Origin of the sequence: Streptomyces sp. NPDC012637 (genome assembly GCF_042954805.1) — a bacterium.
Lineage (GTDB): Bacteria > Actinomycetota > Actinomycetes > Streptomycetales > Streptomycetaceae > Streptomyces.
The window spans coordinates 563,782-582,201 of the sequence record NZ_JBIBDS010000006.1; the positions used below are offsets into that span (position 1 = coordinate 563,782).

Below are 18,420 nucleotides of genomic sequence, written 5' to 3' on the forward strand. Positions count from 1 at the left end.
AGGTCACGCCGTGCCGAACCACGCCTCCGCGAGGGAGTGCAGCGTTCCTCCGGAGGGCGCGCCCAGTTCCCGCATGTACCAGGGGAGGTTGCTGTACACGTGCAGCAGGGTGTACGCGAGCAGCTCGGGCGGTGCGAAGGTGTGGCCGTACGCCGTGGCGAGGCGGGCCAGCAGGGCCGGATCGCCGCCCGTGACGAACACGCCGACGCCCACGAAGTCGTACGCGCGGTCGCCGATCATGGCCGGTTCGAAGTCGAACAGTCCGGTCAGCCGCCACCCGTCGGGCTCGACCAGGAAGTGCTGCCGCATGACCTCGGTGTGCAGCAGGGAGCGCTGCGGGTCGCGCGGGAGGGGGACCGAGGCCAGGAAGTCCGGGATCTGTTCCAGCCAGGATTCCGGCAATCCGCGGTCGCGCTGCCGGTCCACGGTACCGGCGCGCCGGTGGTCGAGGAACGCGCCCCAGTCCCCGGGGCCGAGGACGTCCGCGAGGGGCTCGGGGTCGAGGGAGTGGAGCACGGCCAGGCACTCACCGATCTCGCCGACGAGCCGTTCGCGGTGACCGGGCGGCACGCGGTCCCAGGAAGCGGCCAGGTTCTCGCCGCGGAGCCGGGACATGAGGACGTACCGCCAGCCGTTCTCGTACGGGCCGAAGTCCCGTACCTGCGGCGTGCGCACCGGCAGCCGCCCCTGGACGTGGGAGAGGACGCGGCCTTCCGCGACGCCGTCCTGCGCGGCGGCCCCCGGGAACAGCTTGAGGACGAGGTCGTCGCCCACCGCGTAGACCGGCTGCGACCCGTCCGCGAAGCGGGTCAGCGGACGGCCGGCGAGACCGAGGCGCGCACAGAGGTCCTCCGCGCCGGGGCGCATCACCGTCTCGTCGCGGACGACGGCGTCCCACTCTTCGTCCGTTTCCACCGATGGCAGCATGATCGGGAAGGTAGGTCACCGGCCGCCGGGGAGGCAACGGGGATTCGGGGGCCGTGCGGGCGACGGCGGGCCGTGGGCCGCCCCGGGCGTCAGTCGGATGCCGCGTGGTGCGCCAGGTGCGATTCGAGGCTGTCGAGGATGAGGTCGAGGCCGTAACCGAACTCGTCGGCATGGGAGTAGTCCCGCTGCATGACCTGCTCGGTGATGAGCTCGACCAGGTGGGGGTAGGCGTCGGGGGAAAGCTGCTCCTGGATCTCGCGGACGAACTCCTCGGCCCCGGCGTCGGCGCCGGCGTCGAAGGGCAGGTTGAGCTCGATCTGCACGAAGCCGTAGACGTAGGCGTCGATCGCGGAGAAGGCGTGTGCCGCCAGCGCCACCGGGAAGCCGTCGCGGCGCAGGCAGCCGAGCACGGAGTCGTGGTGCCGGAGCAGGGCCGGACCGGGTGAGCGGCGCGACCCGATGAGGCCGAGGGCCCACGGGTGTGCCGCCAGGGTGGCGCGCGCCGACGCCGCCCGGTCGGCCATCGCCTGCCGCCACGGCCGCCCGGGCTCGGGCAGCTCGATCCGCGTGAAGATCCAGTTCGCCAGGGCGTCGAGCAACGCGTCCTTGCCCGCGAGGTGGTGGTAGAGCGACATCGCCTCCACGCCGAGTTCCCTGCCGACGTTGCGCATGCTCACCTGGGCGAGGCCGCCGCGGTCGGCGACCCGTACCGCGGCGTCGATGATGCGGTCGGGGCTGAGCGCTGGACGCCGGGGCATGGGGAACCTCTCGCATCGGGCTTGCTGCCTTACGTGCGTAAGGCTACCGTGAGGCGCAGACTTACACACGTAAGGAGGGGGCGTATGCAGGCAGCAGTCGTCAACCGGTACGGCGCGCCCGACGTCGTCGGCATCCGCGAGGTTCCACGGCCCGCGCCCCGGAGGGACGAGGTGCTGGTGCGCGTCAGGGCCGCGGCGGTCACCTCGGCCGACTCGCGCATCCGCGGGGCCCGGTTTCCCGCGGGGTTCGGACCGTTCGCCAGGCTGGCGTTCGGCGTCTTCCGCCCTCGGCGGACGGTGCTGGGCAGTGCCTTCTCCGGGGAGGTCGTGGCCGTCGGCGCGCAGGTCCGTGACCTCGCGCCGGGCGACGAGGTGTGCGGCATGACCGGAATGCGACTGGGCGCCCATGCCGAGTACGTCACGGTGCCGGCGAGGAAGCTCGCGCGGAAACCGTCCGCGGTGAGCCACGAGGACGCCGCGGGGCTGCTGTTCGGGGGCTCGACGGCGCTGTTCTTCCTGCGGGACAAGGCCTCGGTGGGGCCCGGCATGTCGGTGTGCGTCAACGGGGCGTCAGGCGCGGTCGGCACCAACGCCGTCCAGCTGGCGAAGCACTTCGGCGCGACCGTCACCGGAGTGACCGGCACGACGAACGCCGGCCTGGTGGCCGGCCTGGGAGCCACGCGGGTCATCGACCACACGCGCGACGAACTGGCCGGGGTCACCGAGCGGTTCGACGTGGTGCTCGACGCCGTCGGCAACCTTTCGATCGCCTCGGGCCGGCGGCTGCTGAACCCCGGCGGGGTGCTGCTGCTGGCCGTCGCGGACCTGGGCGACACCATCCGCGCCCGCGGCAACGTCGTCGCCGGCCCCGCACCCGAACGGGTCGCGAACTTCGAGTTCCTGCTGGGGCTGGCCGCCGAGGGCGCGCTCCGCGTCGTGATCGACCGGATCTACGAGCTGAGCGACATCGCCGAAGCGCATCGGCGGGTCGACACCGGCCGCAAGGTCGGGAACGTCGTCGTGCGTCCGTAGTCGACGACGGCACGGCGACGTGAGCTCCTCGAAGGCGAGGACCTGGTCGTCGGCCTCGTCGAACAGGGCGGAGGCGGCGTCGACGTCCCCCACGCCCCACGCGGGGATCCGGCGGACCCGGCGCGGACCCGACCGCACGTCTCCCGGCGGACGGCCCGCTACGGAATCCGCTCGGCGTCCGGCCGGGCCGCCTCGCCCAGGGCGTCCAGGACCGGCCGGATCAGCGGGTGGTCCTCGGCACCGCGCCGTACCGCGGCGAAGACGCGGCGGGTGGGGGCGACGCCGTCGACCGGGCGGACCACCACGCCGGTGAGGTCGGTGCCGCGCAGGGCGGAGCGGGGTACCAGGGCCACGCCCGCGCCGGCGCCGGCGAGGGCGACGACGGCCCGGAAGTCGTCGGACACGTGCTCCATGCGGGGCGCGAAGCCCGCGTACTCGCAGGCGAGGACGGTCACGTCGTGGCAGGGATTGCCGGCGGACTGCCCGATCCAGGGGTCTTTCGCGAGGTCCGCGAGCGCGATCCGCTCCCGGACGGCGAGGGCGTGGTCCGGCGGGAGGACGGCGTCGAACGGCTCCGCGTACAGCGGCACCCGGGTCAGCCGGGCGTCGTCCTCTCCCGGCGCCCCGCGGTACTCGACGGCCACGGCCACGTCGACCTGCCGGTCCAGGACCATGAGCAGGCTCTCGTCGCCCTCCGCGTCCTGGACGCGGACGCGGATGCCCGGCGCGGTACGGCCGAGGGAGCCGATGGCGGGCGCCACGACGAGGCCGATGCCGGTGGCGAAGGCCGCCACCGTCACCGTCCCGGCCTCGCCCGATCCGTACGCGGCGAGCTCGGCCTCGGCCCGTTCCAGCTGGGCCAGGACGGCGTTGGCGTGGCTCAGCAGGATCTCCCCGGCCGGCGTGAGCCGGGCGCCCCGCGCGCTCCGTTCCACCAGGCGGTGGCCGGTCTCCTGCTCCAGGGCCGCGAGTTGCTGGGAGACGGCGGAGGGGGTGAGGTAGAGCGCGGCGGCAGCCGCCGTGACGGTACGGTGGTCGGCCACCGCCCGGAGGATGTGCAGCCGCCGCGCTTCGATCATGCCCCTAGTCTCGCAGGGCGGCGCGCGCGTCGACGAACGCGTCGACGGCCCGGTTGACGTCCTCCGTGGAGTGGGCGGCGGACAGCTGCACGCGGATGCGGGCCTGGCCCTGCGGCACGACTGGGTACGAGAAGCCGATCACGTACACCCCGCGCTCCAGGAGCAGCTCGGCCATCCGTCCGGCCACGGCGGCGTCGCCGATCATGACGGGGGCGATCGCGTGGTCGCCGGGGAGGATGTCGAAGCCCTCCTCGGTCATCCGGCGGCGGAACAGCTCGGTGTTGGCGTTGAGCCGGTCGCGCAGGTCGCCGGCGGACTCCAGCAGGTCGAGGACCTTGAGGGAGGCGGCGGCGATCACCGGGGCGAGGGTGTTGGAGAAGAGGTACGGGCGCGAGCGCTGGCGCAGCAGGGCGACGATCTCGGCGCGGGCCGCGACGTAGCCGCCGGAGGCACCGCCGAGGGCCTTGCCGAGGGTGCCCGTGATGATGTCGACGCGGTCCATCACGCCGTGCAGCTCGGGCGTGCCGCGGCCGCCGGGGCCGACGAAGCCGACGGCGTGCGAGTCGTCGACCATGACCATGGCGTCGTAGCGCTCGGCCAGGTCGCAGATCTCGTCGAGCGGCGCGACGTAGCCGTCCATGGAGAAGACGCCGTCGGTGACGATCAGCTTGCGCCGGGCGCCGCCCTCGGTGGCCTCCTTGAGCTGCTGCTCCAGGTCGGCCATGTCGCGGTTGGCGTACCGGAAGCGGCGGGCCTTGGACAGGCGGATGCCGTCGATGATGGAGGCGTGGTTGAGGGCGTCGGAGATGACCGCGTCCTCGGCCCCGAGCAGGGTCTCGAACACGCCGCCGTTGGCGTCGAAGCAGGAGGAGTAGAGGATCGTGTCCTCCTGGCCGAGGAACCGCGAGAGGCGCGCCTCGAGCTCCTTGTGGACCTCCTGGGTGCCGCAGATGAAGCGGACCGAGGCCATGCCGTAGCCCCAGCGGTCCAGCGCCTCGTGGGCGGCGGCGACGACCTCGGGGTGGTCGGCGAGGCCGAGGTAGTTGTTGGCGCAGAAGTTCAGCACCTCGCCGGGGCGGCCGCCCGCGGTGACGGCGACGGTGGCGGACTGGGGCGTGCCGATGACGCGCTCGGGCTTGTGGAGCCCGGCCTCGCGGATCTCGTCGAGGGTGGCGCGGATGTCGTCGCGTACGGAATCGAACATGAAGGAAGCTCCTGAGGTTCGGACGATCCGGAGGGGATCAGGCGGTCCAGTCGAGGATGACCTTGCCGCCCTTGCCGGAGGCGGCGTCGTCGAAGGCGGCCTCGAAGTCGCGGTAGTCGTAGCGGCCGGTGATCACCGGCGACAGGTCGAGTCCGCCCTCCAGGAGCACGGACATGGCGTACCAGGTCTCGAACATCTCGCGGCCGTAGATGCCCTTGATGGTGATCATCGAGGTGACGATCTTCGCCCAGTCGACGGAGAAGTCCTCGCTGGGCAGGCCGAGCATGGCGATCTTTCCGCCGTTGGTCATGTTGGCGACCATGTCGCGCATCGCGTGCGGGTTGCCGGACATCTCCAGGCCGACGTCGAAGCCCTCCTTGAGACCGAGGGTCCGCTGGCCTTCGGCGATGGTGCCCTCGGCGACGTTCAGCGCGAGCGAGACGCCGATCTTGCGGGCGAGCTCCAGGCGCTCCTCGCTGACGTCGGTGACGACGACGTTGCGGGCACCGGCGTGCTTGGCGACCGCGGCGGCCATGATGCCGATCGGGCCCGCGCCGGTGACCAGGACGTCCTCGCCGACCAGCGGGAAGGACAGCGCGGTGTGCACCGCGTTGCCGAAGGGGTCGAAGATCGCGGCGACGTCGAGGTCGACCGGGACCCGGTGCACCCAGACGTTGGACGCGGGCAGCACCACGTACTCGGCGAAGGCGCCGTCGCGGCCCACGCCGAGGCCGACGGTGGCCCGGCACAGGTGGCGGCGGCCGGCCAGACAGTTGCGGCACTTGCCGCAGACCAGGTGGCCCTCGCCGCTGACCAGGTCGCCGACCTGGATGTCGGCGACGTCGCGGCCCGTCTCGACGACCTCGCCGACGAACTCGTGGCCGAGGGTCAGCGGGGTGGCGATGGTCTTCTGCGCCCAGCCGTCCCAGGAGCGGATGTGCAGGTCGGTGCCGCAGATGCCGGTCCGCTTGACCTTGATCAGGACGTCACCGGGGCCCGCCTCGGGCATGGGTACGTCCGTGAGCCAGAGTCCCGGCTCCGCCTTGTGCTTGACCAGCGCCTTCAATGTCACGGCTCCCGACGTACGCGTCCTGTGATGTACCGGTTCCGGGCACGTCGACGCGCCCAAGATCCCTGGAAGGAAGTCTTCCGTGGGTCGAGGGCCATGGTCCATCGAGGTTTTCTTAAGCGCACTCGCAGATCAGCTTCACGCCCCTGGCCGGGATGCCCGTGGGCGTCAACCTGCGAGCCGTTCGAGCACCGCCATGGCCGCGTTGTGCCCGGGCACCCCGCTCACTCCGCCACCGCGCACGGCGCCCGCGCCGCAGAGCAGGACGTTGGGCCGGGAGGTCTCGACGCCCCAGCGGTTCCCCGGTCCCTCCCCGTAGGGGAAGGAGAGGTCCCGGTGGAAGATGTGCCCGCCGGGCAGCCGCAGGTCGCGCTCGAGGTCGAGCGGCGACTTGGCCTCGATGCAGGGCCGGCCCTCGGCGTCCCGGGCCAGGCAGTCGGCGATCGGCTCGTCGAGGCACGCGTCGAGCTGGTCGAGCGTGGCCTTGAGGAGCGCGTCGCGGGCGCCGTCGGGGTCGGCGGCGAACAGCCGGGCGGGCGCGTGCAGTCCGAACAGGGTCAGGGTCTGGTAGCCGCGGGCGGCGGCCTCGGGGCCGAGGATGCTCGGGTCCGTCAGGGTGTGGCAGTAGATCTCCGAGGGCGGCGCCGCGGGCAGCCGTCCGGCGGCGGCGTCGGCGTAGGCGGTGGCCAGCTGCCCGTAGCCCTCGGCGATGTGGAAGGTGCCGGAGAAGGCCTCGCGCGGGTCGACGGCCCGGTCCCGGAGCCTCGGCAGCCGGGTCAGCACCATGTTGACCTTGAGCTGGGCTCCCTCGGCGGGCGCCGGGGCCGGCTCGCCGAGGAGGCCGGCGAGCGCCTGCGGCGAGGCGTTGACCAGGACGTGTCCGGCGCCGACGACGCCTTCGCCTTCGGCGGTGCGGTAGGCGACCTCGGCGCGGCTGCCGTCCGTCTCGATCCGGGTGACCTCGTGGCCGGTGAGGACGGTCGCGCCGGCGGCGCGGGCCGCGTCCGCGAGGGCGTCGGTGAGGGCGCCCATGCCGCCCACGGGCACGTCCCAGTCGCCGGTGCCGCCGCCGATCACGTGGTAGAGGAAGCAGCGGTTCTGGAGCAGCGAGGGGTCGTGGGCGTCGGCGAAGGTGCCGATGAGTGCGTCGGTCAGGACGACGCCGCGCACCAGGTCGTCGGCGAAGTGCTTCTCGACGGCGACGCCGATGGGCTGCTCGAAGAGCATCTCCCAGGTCTCGGCGTCGTCGACCAGGGTGCGCAGGCCCTCGCGGCTCGGCAGCGGCTCGGTGAGCGTGGGGAAGATCCGGCGGGCGGCGCGGGCGGTGCGGCCGTAGAAGGCCTCCCAGGCCTCGTGCTCGCGGTCGGATCCGGTGAGCGCGGCGAAGGAGGCGCGGGTGCGGTCCCGGCCGCCGCCCACCAGGAGGCCGGAGTCGGCGTACGGGGTGTACGAGGAGACGGAACGCTTCCGCACCGCGAAGCGCAGTCCGAGGTCGCGGACGATCTTGTCGGGGAGCAGCGACACGAGGTACGAGTATCGGGAGAGCCGGACGTCGACGCCGGGGAACGGCCTTGTGGAGACGGCGGCCCCGCCGGTGTTCCCGAGCCGTTCGAGGACGAGGACCCGGTGCCCGGCGCGGGCGAGGTAGGCGGCGGCGACGAGGCCGTTGTGCCCGCCGCCGACGACGACGGCGTCGTAGGTGCCGTGCGGGGCGGAGGCCGGTGCGGGTCCCGGTGCGGATGCGGGTGCGGGTTCGGTCATGCCTCTTGCTAACACCTCCGTGGCGGTCCCACCAGGTGCCGTGCGCACGGGTGTTGCCGGCGACCCGGGCCGCCGGCGCCGGGAGCGTGCGGTTCCCGGGCTACGGGGCGGCGCGCAGCCGCTCCCTGCAGTGGGCCTCGTCGGCGCGGGCCGCGCGGGTGTCCGGGTGGTCGGGGCCGAGGAGGCGGGTACGGGTCTCGGTGACGTGGCGGTGTTCGTCGAGGGCCTCCGCCCAGCGGCCCAGCCAGCCGAGCGCGATGGCGGCCTCGCGGCGGCTGGCGAGCGTGTCGGCGTGGTCGGGGCCCAGCACTCGGAGGCGCGCGGCGCACACCTCGCGGGCCTCGGCCAGCGCCTCGTCCCAGCGGCCGAGCCGTCCCAGGTTCACGCCCAGGCCGTGGCGGGCCCGCAGGGTCTCCGGGTCCTCGGGTCCGGCGGCCCGGGTGCGGGCGGCGACGAGCTCGCGGTAGAGGGCGGCGGCCTGCTCGGCGCGGCCCAGCCGGCCGAGGCAGATCCCGGCCTCGTAGCGCGCGGCGAGGGTGTCGGGATGGTCCTGGCCGAGGACGCCGGCGCGGGCCTCGGCGACCTCGCGGTACTGGGTGAGCGCGTCCGACCAGCGGCCGAGCAGGCCGAGCGCGTGGCCGACCTCGTGGCGGGTGGCCAGGGTGTCCGGATGGTGCGCGCCGAGCAGCCGGGCGCGGGCGTCGGCGACCTCGCGGGCCGTCGCGTACGCCTCGGGCAGCCGGCCGATCCGGCCGAGGGTGTGCGCCAGGTTGTGGCGGCAGCGCAGGGTGTCCGGGTGCTCGGGGCCCGTGGTGCGTTCCCGGGCGGCGAGCACCGTCTCGTACACGCCGCAGGCCTCGGCGTGCCGGCCGAGGCCGCCCAGGACGTAGGCGGTCTCCTGGCGGGCGGCGAGGGTGTCGGGGTGGTCGGTGCCCAGCGCCCGGGCCCGGCCCTCGGCCACCTCGCCGAACTGGCGCAGGGCCTCCGCGGGGCGGCCGAGCCGGGCGAGGGCGAAGCCGAGTTCGTAGCCGCTGGCGAGGGTGTCGGGGTGGTCGGCGCCGAGGACGCGGGCCCGGTCCCGTACGACGGTACGGAGCAGGTCGGCGGCCTCCTGCCAGCGGTCGAGCCGGCCGAGACCGAGCCCGGCGCGGTGACGTCCGGCGAGGACGGCGACGAGTTCCGCGTGCGGGCCCGCGACGGCCGGGGACGAACGGCCGTCCGGGTGCGCGCGGTCGGCCGCCGGGCCGGCGGGCACGCCGGACGTCCACGTGACGGTCAGCGCCTCGGTCAGGGCGGCGGTCGCCTCCTGCACGGGAGCGGCCCGCCCGGCGAGCGTCGTGGCGGCCGGGCGGCCCCGGCCCAGGGCGGCGGCCCAGGCGGGCAGCGCTGGCGGCGCCGGTGGCGGCAGGGTCCAGGCGCCGCTGGTGCGGCCGGAGGCGAGCCGGTCCCGGAGCTCGGCCGCGTCGTCCGGCCGGCCGTCGGGGGTCTTGGCGAGCAGGTCGAGGACCAGGAGGTCCAGGTAGCCGGGGAGTTCGGCCCGGTGGCTGCGCAGCGGCGCGGGCACGGTGTCGCGGTGGCCGATGAGGATGGCCCAGGTGTCGTCCAGGTCGAAGGGCGGCACGCCGGTGGCGATCTCGTAGAGGACGCAGCCCAGCGAGTACAGGTCGCTGCGGTGGTCGACCTCGCCGCCGCCGATCTGCTCGGGGCTCATGTAGTGCGGGGTGCCCATGGCGATGCCGGTGCCGGTGAGCCGGGAGGTGAAGCCGATGTCGGCGCCGAGTCGCGCTATCCCGAAGTCGCAGATCTTCACGGTGCCGCCCTCGCCGAGCCGCACGATGTTCGCGGGCTTGAGGTCGCGGTGCACCACGCCCTGGCGGTGGGTGTAGGCGAGGGCGTCGGCGACCTGTTCGGCGATGTCGACGACCTGGTCGACGGGGAGCGGCTGCTTGCGGTTGTCGCCGAGCAGCTGGCTGAGGTTGCGCCCTTCGAGGAGTTCCATGACGAGGAAGAGGACACCGTCGGACTCGCCGAAGTCGTGCACGACGGTGATGCCGCGGTGCTGGAGCGCGGCGGCGACCCGGGCCTCGCGGCGGAAGCGTTCGCGGAGCACGGCGAGGTTGTCGGGGCTGCGCTGCTGGCCGAGCGGCCGGAGGCACTTGACGGCGACGCGCCGGCCGAGCGATTCGTCGGTGGCCCGCCACACCTCGCCCATGCCGCCGCGGCCGATCACCTCGTGCAGCCGGTACCGGCCCTGGATCAGCCTGGTGTCCGTGTCCGCCATCGCGTGCTGTCGCCCCCGTTTGCCCCGTCGTGGTGCCGCTCCCTCCCCGGCCCGTCCAGTATGGCTGTCCCGGCGCGCAGACTGTACGGCGCGGGTCGGGTCTCCGCGCCGAGCCGGTCCATCGCGCGCAGGATGTGGCGCGGGGGCAGTCGCCAGCGGAGCCGGTCCGGGACGCAGCGCAGCAGATTGGCCGTGGCGGTGAGCCGCCGGGTGACGGTCCCGGCGGGCGGCGCGGGCCGGCCGTACAGCTCGTGGGCGTACGGAGGCAGGGAGTCGTACGCGAGGGCGGACACGCGCCGCCAGATCACCTCGCGCGCGGGCAGCAGAACCGGCGGGACGGGCGGCCTGCGCAGGAAGTCGTCCACGGTCCGGGCGTCCTGCCCGGCGGCGAGCTCCGGGCGGATCTCCTCGAAGTAGCGGGCGAGGGCGGCGGCGCTGCCCGGCACCCCGTCGGGGTCGAGGCCGACGAGCCGGGCGGAGGTGCGCTGTTCGTCGACGTAGCGGTCGGCCTGGGCGTCGGTCAGCGGGATGCCGGAGCGGCGGACGACGTGGAGGTACGAGTCGATCTCGGCGCAGTGGACCCAGAGGAGGAGCTCGGGGTCGTCGACGCCGAGCAGCCGGTGGATCTTGCGCACCCGGGCGCCGGCGGCTTCGGCCGCCCGGGTGGTGTCGTAACTGAGGGTGCCGACGAAGCTCGCGGTGCGCATGAGGCGGCCCCAGGCGTCCCTGCGGAAGTCGCTGTTGGTCATGACTCCGCGGACGGCGGCGGGGTGCAGCGCCTGGAGGTACAGGGCGCGCACCCCGCCGATCCACATGACGGGGTCGCCGTGGAGCTGCCAGGTGACGGATCCGGGACCGAAGAGCCCCGGGTCGGGTTCGGGCGGCGTGCTCGGGCCGGGTTCCATGGCTTCAGGCTAGGACGGCCGTGCGCTCACGGGAACGGGTCGGCACGCACCCGAGCACGGTCCGCGCTAGCGCCAGACCGTCTGCACCGAGTCGAACTGGACCCAGGTGATCGGATTGCCGGTGTTGGCGCCGAAGACCGTCACCGAGCCGGCCGGGTTGATCTCGAAGCGGCAGGCGTTGATGCCCTGGCTGTTGTTGCGGGGCGCGGCGGCGCGCACGTACGTCGCGGGCAGGGCGAAGCCGTCCGGGAGCCGCCCGATCTTGGTGTCGGCGACGAGGTTGCAGGTGATCAGGCCACGGGCCTGGAGGAACGTGGTGCCGGCGAGGGTGACGAGCCGCACCTCGGGGACGGCGGCCGCGTTCGGCGTGATCCCGGACTCCAGGACGAGCGGGGTCCAGGCACCGGCGTCGACGGTGCCCGGGTCGGCGGCGGCCGGGGTGGCGGCGAGGGTGCCGACGGTAAGGGCGGCGGGCAGGGCGAGGGCGGCGCCGAGGACGCCGCGGCGGTCGTACGACATGGGACTCCTTGGGTGTGGCTAGCGCCAGGCGGCGGTGAAGTTGTCGAGCTGGGCCCAGGCGAGGGGCGCGGTGGAGCGTCCGCCGTAGAGCCTGACCGCGCGGTCGGTGCCGACCTCGACGCGGGCGACGGCGGGGCCGCCGGGCGGGCCGCCGACCGGCACGGTGGCGCGGGCGGTGACGCTGGGGACGAGGGAGTCGGGCAGGGTGCCGATGACCGTGTCGGCGGTGAAGGGGCCCTGGACGCCGCCGCCGAGCTGGAGGGTGGTCGTGCCGGCGAGGCTGACGAGCCGTCCCTGCGGGGCGTGCTGGTAGGCCGTCACCCCGGCGGCGAGGACGAGCGGCTGCCAGTCGGTGAGGACCTTGACGCCGTCCGTCTCGGGCGCGCCGGACAGGGAGAGGACGGTGCAGGTGCGCGGGCCGGGGTCCTCGCAGGCGAAGCCGAAGTGCAGGTGCGGGACGCCGTCGCGGACGGAGACGGCCATGCCCTCGGCCTCGCGCCAGGCCAGGCCGGGGCCCGCGGTGATGTGCTGGTGGTCGAGCTGGGCTCCGGTGGCCCACTCGAACGCGGTGATGTACGTGTTGCCGGGGAGCGGCGCCGCGTCCAGGCTCTGGCCCTTCAGCGTGTAGAGCACGCCGGCGTGGGACGCGTAGCCCTGGAAGTCGGTGCCGGCGGCGGGGATGGCCGGGGTGATCCGCTGGATGACCTGCCAGTCGCCCGCCGTCGCCCTGGCCAGGTCGTACCGGGCGAAGGTCGTCACGCCGCCGAGGCTGTAGCGCAGGACGAGCTCGTTCGCGCCGTGGTCGACGGTGGGCGTGATGAAGCGGGCCGCGGGATCCGGGGTGTAGGCCGGGGTGTGGCGCGCGGTGCCGGAGTCGACGACGTCGCCGTCGGCGTAGGAGAAGCTGATCACGGCGGTGCCGTAACCCTCGTTCTTGCTGTTGGGCGTGGACGCGGCCTCGGTCCACAGCCAGACCTGCCCGGCGCGGTTCTCCACACCGAGGTTGACGCCGTGCCCGAAGCCGCGCAGGTACATGTGGCCGCGGATCGTGCCGGCCTGGTCGAGGCGGGTGAGGCACAGGTCGCCGTGCGCCTTGCGGGTCGGGTAGTCGAGGGCGGCGGCCTCGTCGGCGAGCCGGAGACCGCCGTCCATGATCTGGAGCACGAACACGTCGCCGGTGACCGGGTCGACGGCGAAGGACTGCATGACGGTGGTGTTGTGGAGCGGGCGCCGGTGGAGCAGTTTGCCCACCGGTCCCGCGATGTCTATCTGTCCTGGGATGGTGATGCTCAAGGGCACGGCTCCTCGGATGATGGCGAAGGCTCATGATCGAACCGCGCCAGTCTGCCGCATGTCCTCCTCGACCGTGAGGACGCGGGTGCGCGGGCGGCCGGCGAGGGCGGGCGAATCGGCCGGTCGTGCCCAGACCGTGGTCGTGAGGAAGCGCAGGAATCGCTCGGCCTGCCCGGTTTCGGCGAAGCCGAGGTCGACGACGACGTAGGCGGGGTCGTCCACGGGCCGGCGGACGGTGTGCCGCAGCACGCCGGCATCGGCGCGGGCGCCGGCGAAGCGGTCGAAGGCGCGCTTCCACACGGCGTAGTCGGTGACGGGGTGCTCGATGTGGAGGGTGATCACGGCTCCTCCTGACGGGTCGTGCGGGCGACGGGTCCGTTCCGCCTCCTGCTCCGTGTTCCCAGGGTGGGGCGGGGCGGCGCGGCGGCGACATCCCAGATCCCTGGGGTTCCGGCCCGTACGCTCCGCTCCATGTCCTCGCCCACCGTGTACGCCCGCTCGTACGAGCGGATCGCCCGGCTCTGTACGGCCGGTGGCGACTCCCGGGAGCTGCGGGCGCGGGTGCTGCGGGAGTTGCGTGACGTGCTCGGCTTCGACGCCTTCGCGTTCCTGCTGACCGATCCGGCGACCGAGGTGGGCTGCGCGCCGGTGGCGCGGATCCCGGACCTGTCCGATCTGCCGAGGATCGTCCGGCTCAAGTACCTCACTCCGGCGAACCGCTGGACGACGCTGTCCCGGGCCGCCGCACTGAGCGGGTACGAACCGGGGAAGCGGGGCCCGATGTGGGCGGAGGCGCTGCGTCCGCTGGGCGTACGGGACCTGGCGTCGGCCGTGTTCCGGGACCGGCACGGCTGCTGGGGCTTCCTCGACCTGTGGCGGTACGGGGCGGAGTTCGGGCCCGCCGAGCTGGGTCTCCTGGACCGCATCGCCGGGCCGGTCGCCTCGGCACTGCGCGCGGGCCAGGCAGCGACGTTCACGGCGAGGCCACCGGGCGCGGTACGGCCGGGCCCGCTGGTGCTGCTCCTCGCGCCGGACCTCCGGGTCCACGGCCGGACCCCTGACTCGGACGCCTATCTCGCCCGCCTCATCCCGCCGGAGGAGGGCCGCGCACCGGTCCCGGCCGCCGCGTACAACGTGGCCGCCCAGCTCCTGGCCCGCGAGGCCGGTGTGGACGCCCATCCGCCGCACGCCCGGGTCCCGCTGCCCGACGGCCTGTGGCTGACCCTGCGGGCGGCGCGCATCGGCGACGAGGAGCCGGCCACGGAACGCCGGATCGCCGTCACCATCGAGGAGACGACCCCCGCCGAACGCCTCGACCTCTTCGCCCGCGCGCACGGCCTCAGCGCCCGCGAGACCGAACTCCTCGCGCTCCTCGCGGAGGGCGCCGACAGCCACGCCCTGGCGGACTCCCTGTTCCTTTCGGAGCACACGGTCCAGGACCACCTGAAGTCCGTCTTCGCGAAGACGTCCACGCACAGCCGCCGCGCGTTGCTGGCACGGGCGCTGGGGACGTGACCCCTGGGAGGGACGTACTCTAGCGGCGGACCCTCGGCATGCCGAGGCCGATCCAGGAGATGATCTCGCGCTGGATCTCGTTGTTGCCGCCGCCGAAGGTGAAGATGACGGCCGAGCGGTAGCCGCGTTCGAGTTCGCCGTGGAGGACGGCTCCCGCGGAGCCCTCCTTGAGGGCTCCGGCGGAGCCGGTGATCTCCATGAGCCAGGCGTAGGCGTCACGGCGGGCCTCGGAGCCGTAGACCTTGACGGCGGAGGCGTCCTGGGGCGTGAGGGTGCCGTTCTGGACCGCGTTCACCATCTGCCAGTTGAGCAGCTTCATCGCGTCCAGGCGCGTGTGGGTGCGGGCGAGCGAGCGCCGGACCCAGGCGAGGTCGAGGACGCGGCGGCCGTCGGCGAGCTTGGTGTCGGCGGCCCAGCGCTGGACGTCGTGGAGGGCGCGGATGGCCATGGTGCCGTGGGCGGCGAGGGTGACGCGTTCGTGGTTGAGCTGGTTGGTGATCAGCCGCCAGCCCTTGTTCTCGCCGCCGACCCGGCGTGAGCAGGGCACGCGGACGTTCTCGTAGTAGCTCGCCGTGGTGTCGTGCGAGGCGAGGGTGTTGATGATGGTGCAGGAGTAGCCGGGATCCGTCGTCGGCACGAGGAGCATGGTGATGCCCTTGTGCGGCGGCGCGGCCGGGTCGGTGCGGACGGCGAGCCAGACCCAGTCGGCCGTGTCGCCGTTGGTCGTCCAGATCTTCTGGCCGTTGACGGTGTAGTGGCCCGTCGTCTCGTCGCCCTCGCGGACCGCGCGGGTCTTCAGGGCCGCGAGGTCGGTGCCGGCGTCGGGCTCGCTGTAGCCGATCGCGAAGTCGATCTCGCCGGAGAGGATCTTCGGCAGGAAGTACGCCTTCTGCTCGTCGGTGCCGAACTGCATGATCGTCGGGCCGACGGTGTTCAGCGCCATCAGCGGCAGCGGGACGCCGGCCTGGGCGGCCTCGTCGAAGAAGATGAACTGCTCCATGGGCGTGAGCCCGCGCCCGCCGTACTCCGTGGGCCAGCCGACGCCCAGCCAGCCGTCGGCACCGAGTCGGCGCACGGTCTCCCGGTAGAAGCGCTTCTGGGCGGCCGGGTCGGCGTAGCGGGAGTGGACGTCCTCGGGCACCAGTTCGGCGAAGTAGGCACGCAGCTCGGCGCGCAGGCGGTGCTGGGCGGGCGTGTACTCGAGGTGCATGGCGTCTCCCGTGGCTCGGTGCTCCGCGCGGTGGGGCGCCACGGTAGAACGTGTTCCATAAATGCGGAAGGCCCGTGCGCGGGCCGGAGGCGCAGGGGCAGGACGGAGAGGGAGAGGGGACACAGCGCACGGGGCGGGAAGGGCAGGGCCAAGGCGCGGCGCGCAGCTGCGGGCGCGACGTGCGGGACGGCGGGCGGTTCCGCGCGGACGCTCCGTGACCTGCGGACGAGCGGCCGCTCTGCCGAGCGGCCGCCGGGTCAGGGAGCCGCCCGCCGAGTTCCCCGTCCGGTCAGGGGAGCAGTTCGTCGAGCGAGGCCCGCCCCTTCTCCGCCATGCGGCGCTCCGCCCAGGCCAGGTTCTTCGGAGTCAGGTCACGGCCCGAGGCGAGGCACACGTCCTCGGCCGAGAATTCTCCCTCCGACCCGGCATGCAGCAGCCTGTCGGGCGTCGGGAAGTCCCCCCGGGCCCCCCGGGACGTCTTTTCGGTGTCACCGTTCATGCCGCCTCCTCGTGTTCTGCGGGTGGCACTCGCCATTCTCGTGTCCGGCTCCCGGTCCCGCATCCGGGCGGTGCCGGCGCCCCCCGGGACCGCGCCGGCGGCGCGCCGGCACCGCGTCGAGGACGGCCGGGAGGCTGGCGGCCCGCCGTCGCGGAACCTCGCCGAAGGGGAGCCCCGTCATGCCCTTCCCGCCTTCCCCGCCGCCCCTCCCGGATCCTCTCCCCCTCCGCGGGTGGGGGCCGACGCCGTCCGGCCGGTCGCCCGCGGATGGGCCGGGTCACCCTCGGCGACCCCCTCGCTCACCGGCGCCTCGCTCGCCCGCCCAGACGCCCGAGGAGCAGCCGCTGCCGAGCCCGGGCGACCTGACCGTGCCCTGACTGCACGCGGCCGGCAGGCCCTCCCCGGTGGACGCGGTACGGGCGGCCACGGGCCTTCCGGACGGCGAACCGTACGCGTGGCCGGCTGTGAGGCCGGAGCCGTACGGGAGCTCCGCCGCCGCCTGGTCGAGGAGCGCGGCGTCGACCGCCGGTCGATCGACTTCGCCGGCTGCCGGCGCCACCGTCTCGGCCCAGCACGACGCCCCGGCGCCGGAGGACCCGGCGGAGGCGCGGGAGCGGCTCACGTCGCGGGAGGCGTAGCCCGGCCGGCCGGGCGGTCCCGTACGAGCGCCGCGGCCTCGTGGAGGGTGAGCGCACGGCCCTCGTCGTAGTGGGCGGCGAAGGTCGCCGGGGCGAGGGCGGCGCGCACGGCGCGTCCGGCGTGGGCGCGGACGGCGGCCTCGGTGCGGGCGGTGAGCGGGCGGATGCCCGCGCCGCCCGGGCCGCCGCGATGGGCGTCGTACGCGCCGAGCAGGCGCGCGCCCTCCTCGGCGGCGCCGGACCCGGCGCGGGCCCACGCGGCGGTGGCGAGCTGGGTGACGACGAGATAGGGCGCGACCAGGAACGCCAGGGTCTCCATCTCCCTCACCGCACCCGCGAGTCGGGCGTCCGCGGCGTCGAACGCGCCGTCCAGGCAGTCGAGCCAGCCGCCGAGGCCGTCGAGCATGCCGTGGAAGAGGCCGGGCGTCAGCTCGCTGAAGTCCGCTCGCATGAGCCGCAGTTGCTCGCGGGCGGGAGCGGTCCTGCCGGTGTTCCCGTAGTGCTGGGCGAGCAGCAGGCGGGCGGTGCTCACGGCCTCGACGCCCGACGCGCCGGACTCCTCGGCGGCGTCGACGAGCATCCGCTCGGTGGCGGCCCGCGCCACCGGGTCCTCCGCCACGTCCGGCATACGGAGCCGGACCGCCGCCAGCAGCGCCTTGAACACGGGGACCTGGGAGCGGGCCCCGAGGCGGGCGACGGCGTCCATGGCCCGCGCGAAGTCCGCCGCGGCCTCCGCGGTCCGGCCGGCCCGCTCGTAGGTCTCGCCGCGAGCCGCCAGCGACTCGGCGATGCCCCACGAGTCCCCCGTCGCCTCGAAGCGGGCGAGCGCCTCCTCCGCGTCCCGTTCCTGCCCTCCGAGCAACTTGGCGCGCAGCAGCAGCGAGAAGGCGAGGTCCCAGCCGTCGCCCTGCTCGCGGGCGGCGGCGACCAGCGCGGCCAGCGTCTCGTCGAGGCCGGCGAACCGTCCCGTCATCAGCTGGGCGAAGAACCACATGGTGCCGGGGTGGCGGGTGTTCTGCGGGAGGCCGGGACGGTACGCGGAGATGACGGCCTCGAGCCGGACGCGGGCCTCGTCCTGCTCCAGGGCGGTGGCCCCGCCGCCGCCCTCCGTCGCGAGCGCGAGCAGACGGCCACCGCGCCGCGCCTCCCACAGCCGCTCCCCCGACCACGGCGGCGGCACGTCGCCGCACCGGCCCTCGAACGGCCCGGCGGCCCTTACGGGCTCCGCGAACGGGTCGGGTCCCAGCGCGACCGCCTCCCGCGCCCAGGTGAGGGCGTCGTACTGGTGGTTGCGCAGCTGCCAGAACCAGCTCATGGCGTGTACGAGGCACAGCGCGTCCTGCTCGGCCCGCAGCCGCACGGCGGTCCGCAGCGCGCCGCGCACGTTGTCGTGCTCGGTCTCCAGGCGGAGCATGGCGGACTCCTGGCGCGGGCCGCGGAGTTCGGGATCGCTGAGCCGGGCGACCTCCCGGTAGTGGGTCAGGTGCCGGCGTTCGGTGGCATCACGGTCGCCGGCCTCGTCGAGCCGGCGCGCGGCGTACTCGGCGACGGTCTCCAGGAGGCGGTAGCGCATCCCGGCGCCGGTCCCGATCGCGGTCCCGGTCCCGGGGGGGGGGGGCCGGGGGGGGGGGCGGGGGCGGGGGCGGTGAGGGTGGTCGCGGGAGCGTGACCCAGAGCCGCGCCAGGGGGCCGCGCCGGGGGGGGGGGCGGAGCCGACCCCCACCCAGCCC

The 18,420-nt window shown here is 74.4% G+C and carries 16 protein-coding genes; 2 read left to right on the plus strand and 14 right to left on the minus strand.

From position 1 onward, the window contains the following. Positions 1–3: 3 nt before the first annotated feature. Positions 4–927 (minus strand): phosphotransferase, encoded by a 924-nt coding sequence (locus ACFY8W_RS25600; RefSeq protein WP_391109476.1) that lies wholly within the window; start codon positions 925–927, stop codon positions 4–6. 89 nt (positions 928–1,016) lie between these two features. After that, positions 1,017–1,685 (minus strand): TetR/AcrR family transcriptional regulator C-terminal domain-containing protein, encoded by a 669-nt coding sequence (locus ACFY8W_RS25605; protein WP_391109479.1) that lies wholly within the window; start codon positions 1,683–1,685, stop codon positions 1,017–1,019. 84 nt (positions 1,686–1,769) lie between these two features. Between ACFY8W_RS25605 and ACFY8W_RS25610 the strand changes: the two genes are divergently transcribed. After that, entirely contained in the window at positions 1,770–2,717 is a 948-nt protein-coding gene (locus ACFY8W_RS25610; protein ID WP_391109481.1) for a zinc-binding dehydrogenase, read from the plus strand. Positions 2,718–2,875: 158 nt separating this feature from the next. Here the strand turns inward: ACFY8W_RS25610 and ACFY8W_RS25615 are convergent, their stop codons facing one another. The 9 genes from ACFY8W_RS25615 to ACFY8W_RS25655 form a co-directional block, all read right to left on the minus strand. After that, positions 2,876–3,796, minus strand: a complete 921-nt coding sequence (locus ACFY8W_RS25615; RefSeq protein WP_391109484.1) for a LysR substrate-binding domain-containing protein — start codon at positions 3,794–3,796, stop codon at positions 2,876–2,878. 4 nt (positions 3,797–3,800) lie between these two features. Further along, positions 3,801–5,000: a glycine C-acetyltransferase gene (locus ACFY8W_RS25620; RefSeq protein WP_391109487.1), complete on the minus strand. Its 1,200-nt coding sequence runs from the start codon at positions 4,998–5,000 to the stop codon at positions 3,801–3,803. 37 nt (positions 5,001–5,037) lie between these two features. Further along, positions 5,038–6,066 carry an L-threonine 3-dehydrogenase gene (gene tdh, locus ACFY8W_RS25625; RefSeq protein WP_391109693.1) on the minus strand — a complete coding sequence of 343 codons (1,029 nt, stop codon included), beginning with the start codon at positions 6,064–6,066 and terminating at the stop codon, positions 5,038–5,040. A 171-nt stretch (positions 6,067–6,237) separates the two neighbouring features. Beyond that, positions 6,238–7,830, minus strand: coding sequence for an FAD-dependent oxidoreductase (locus tag ACFY8W_RS25630; RefSeq protein WP_391109490.1), 1,593 nt, complete (start codon positions 7,828–7,830; stop codon positions 6,238–6,240). Positions 7,831–7,930: 100 nt separating this feature from the next. Further along, positions 7,931–10,111 (minus strand): tetratricopeptide repeat protein, encoded by a 2,181-nt coding sequence (locus tag ACFY8W_RS25635; protein WP_391109493.1) that lies wholly within the window; start codon positions 10,109–10,111, stop codon positions 7,931–7,933. Then, positions 10,087–11,016: an oxygenase MpaB family protein gene (locus ACFY8W_RS25640; RefSeq protein ID WP_391109496.1), complete on the minus strand. Its 930-nt coding sequence runs from the start codon at positions 11,014–11,016 to the stop codon at positions 10,087–10,089. Before ACFY8W_RS25640 ends, ACFY8W_RS25635 begins: the two co-directional genes overlap by 25 nt. A gap of 66 nt (positions 11,017–11,082) precedes the next feature. Next, complete coding sequence (locus ACFY8W_RS25645; protein WP_391109499.1) at positions 11,083–11,535, minus strand: hypothetical protein; 453 nt, start codon at positions 11,533–11,535, stop codon at positions 11,083–11,085. 18 nt (positions 11,536–11,553) lie between these two features. Further along, on the minus strand, positions 11,554–12,828 hold the full coding sequence (locus ACFY8W_RS25650; protein WP_391109502.1) for a hypothetical protein: 1,275 nt from the start codon (positions 12,826–12,828) through the stop codon (positions 11,554–11,556). Positions 12,829–12,858: 30 nt separating this feature from the next. Then, complete coding sequence (locus tag ACFY8W_RS25655) at positions 12,859–13,170, minus strand: hypothetical protein (protein WP_391109505.1); 312 nt, start codon at positions 13,168–13,170, stop codon at positions 12,859–12,861. Positions 13,171–13,299: 129 nt separating this feature from the next. On the opposite strand from ACFY8W_RS25655, the gene ACFY8W_RS25660 reads away from it, so the two are divergent. Then, positions 13,300–14,343 carry a LuxR C-terminal-related transcriptional regulator gene (locus ACFY8W_RS25660; protein ID WP_391109508.1) on the plus strand — a complete coding sequence of 348 codons (1,044 nt, stop codon included), beginning with the start codon at positions 13,300–13,302 and terminating at the stop codon, positions 14,341–14,343. A 19-nt stretch (positions 14,344–14,362) separates the two neighbouring features. On the opposite strand, the gene ACFY8W_RS25665 is transcribed toward ACFY8W_RS25660, so the two are convergent. The 3 genes from ACFY8W_RS25665 to ACFY8W_RS25675 form a co-directional block, all read right to left on the minus strand. Continuing rightward, a complete protein-coding gene (locus ACFY8W_RS25665; RefSeq protein WP_391109511.1) occupies positions 14,363–15,553 on the minus strand; it encodes an acyl-CoA dehydrogenase family protein in 1,191 nt (396 codons plus the stop codon). A 289-nt stretch (positions 15,554–15,842) separates the two neighbouring features. Beyond that, positions 15,843–16,052, minus strand: a complete 210-nt coding sequence (locus ACFY8W_RS25670) for a hypothetical protein (protein WP_391109514.1) — start codon at positions 16,050–16,052, stop codon at positions 15,843–15,845. Positions 16,053–16,670: 618 nt separating this feature from the next. Continuing rightward, entirely contained in the window at positions 16,671–18,263 is a 1,593-nt protein-coding gene (locus tag ACFY8W_RS25675; protein ID WP_391109517.1) for a hypothetical protein, read from the minus strand. Positions 18,264–18,420 lie beyond the last annotated feature (157 nt).

Excerpts from the sequence above, each read along its gene's own strand:
- ACFY8W_RS25605 (WP_391109479.1), bottom strand. The coding sequence starts at position 1,685 with ATGCCCCGGCGTCCAGCGCTCAGCCCCGACCGCATCATCGACGCCGCG.
- ACFY8W_RS25635 (WP_391109493.1), bottom strand. The coding sequence starts at position 10,111 with ATGGCGGACACGGACACCAGGCTGATCCAGGGCCGGTACCGGCTGCAC.
- ACFY8W_RS25615 (WP_391109484.1), bottom strand. The coding sequence starts at position 3,796 with ATGATCGAAGCGCGGCGGCTGCACATCCTCCGGGCGGTGGCCGACCAC.
- ACFY8W_RS25665 (WP_391109511.1), bottom strand. The coding sequence starts at position 15,553 with ATGCACCTCGAGTACACGCCCGCCCAGCACCGCCTGCGCGCCGAGCTG.
- ACFY8W_RS25610 (WP_391109481.1), top strand. The coding sequence starts at position 1,770 with ATGCAGGCAGCAGTCGTCAACCGGTACGGCGCGCCCGACGTCGTCGGC.
- ACFY8W_RS25645 (WP_391109499.1), bottom strand. The coding sequence starts at position 11,535 with ATGTCGTACGACCGCCGCGGCGTCCTCGGCGCCGCCCTCGCCCTGCCC.
- ACFY8W_RS25660 (WP_391109508.1), top strand. The coding sequence starts at position 13,300 with ATGTCCTCGCCCACCGTGTACGCCCGCTCGTACGAGCGGATCGCCCGG.
- ACFY8W_RS25675 (WP_391109517.1), bottom strand. The coding sequence starts at position 18,263 with ATGCGCTACCGCCTCCTGGAGACCGTCGCCGAGTACGCCGCGCGCCGG.
- ACFY8W_RS25630 (WP_391109490.1), bottom strand. The coding sequence starts at position 7,830 with ATGACCGAACCCGCACCCGCATCCGCACCGGGACCCGCACCGGCCTCC.
- ACFY8W_RS25670 (WP_391109514.1), bottom strand. The coding sequence starts at position 16,052 with ATGAACGGTGACACCGAAAAGACGTCCCGGGGGGCCCGGGGGGACTTC.
- ACFY8W_RS25600 (WP_391109476.1), bottom strand. The coding sequence starts at position 927 with ATGCTGCCATCGGTGGAAACGGACGAAGAGTGGGACGCCGTCGTCCGC.
- ACFY8W_RS25640 (WP_391109496.1), bottom strand. The coding sequence starts at position 11,016 with ATGGAACCCGGCCCGAGCACGCCGCCCGAACCCGACCCGGGGCTCTTC.
- ACFY8W_RS25620 (WP_391109487.1), bottom strand. The coding sequence starts at position 5,000 with ATGTTCGATTCCGTACGCGACGACATCCGCGCCACCCTCGACGAGATC.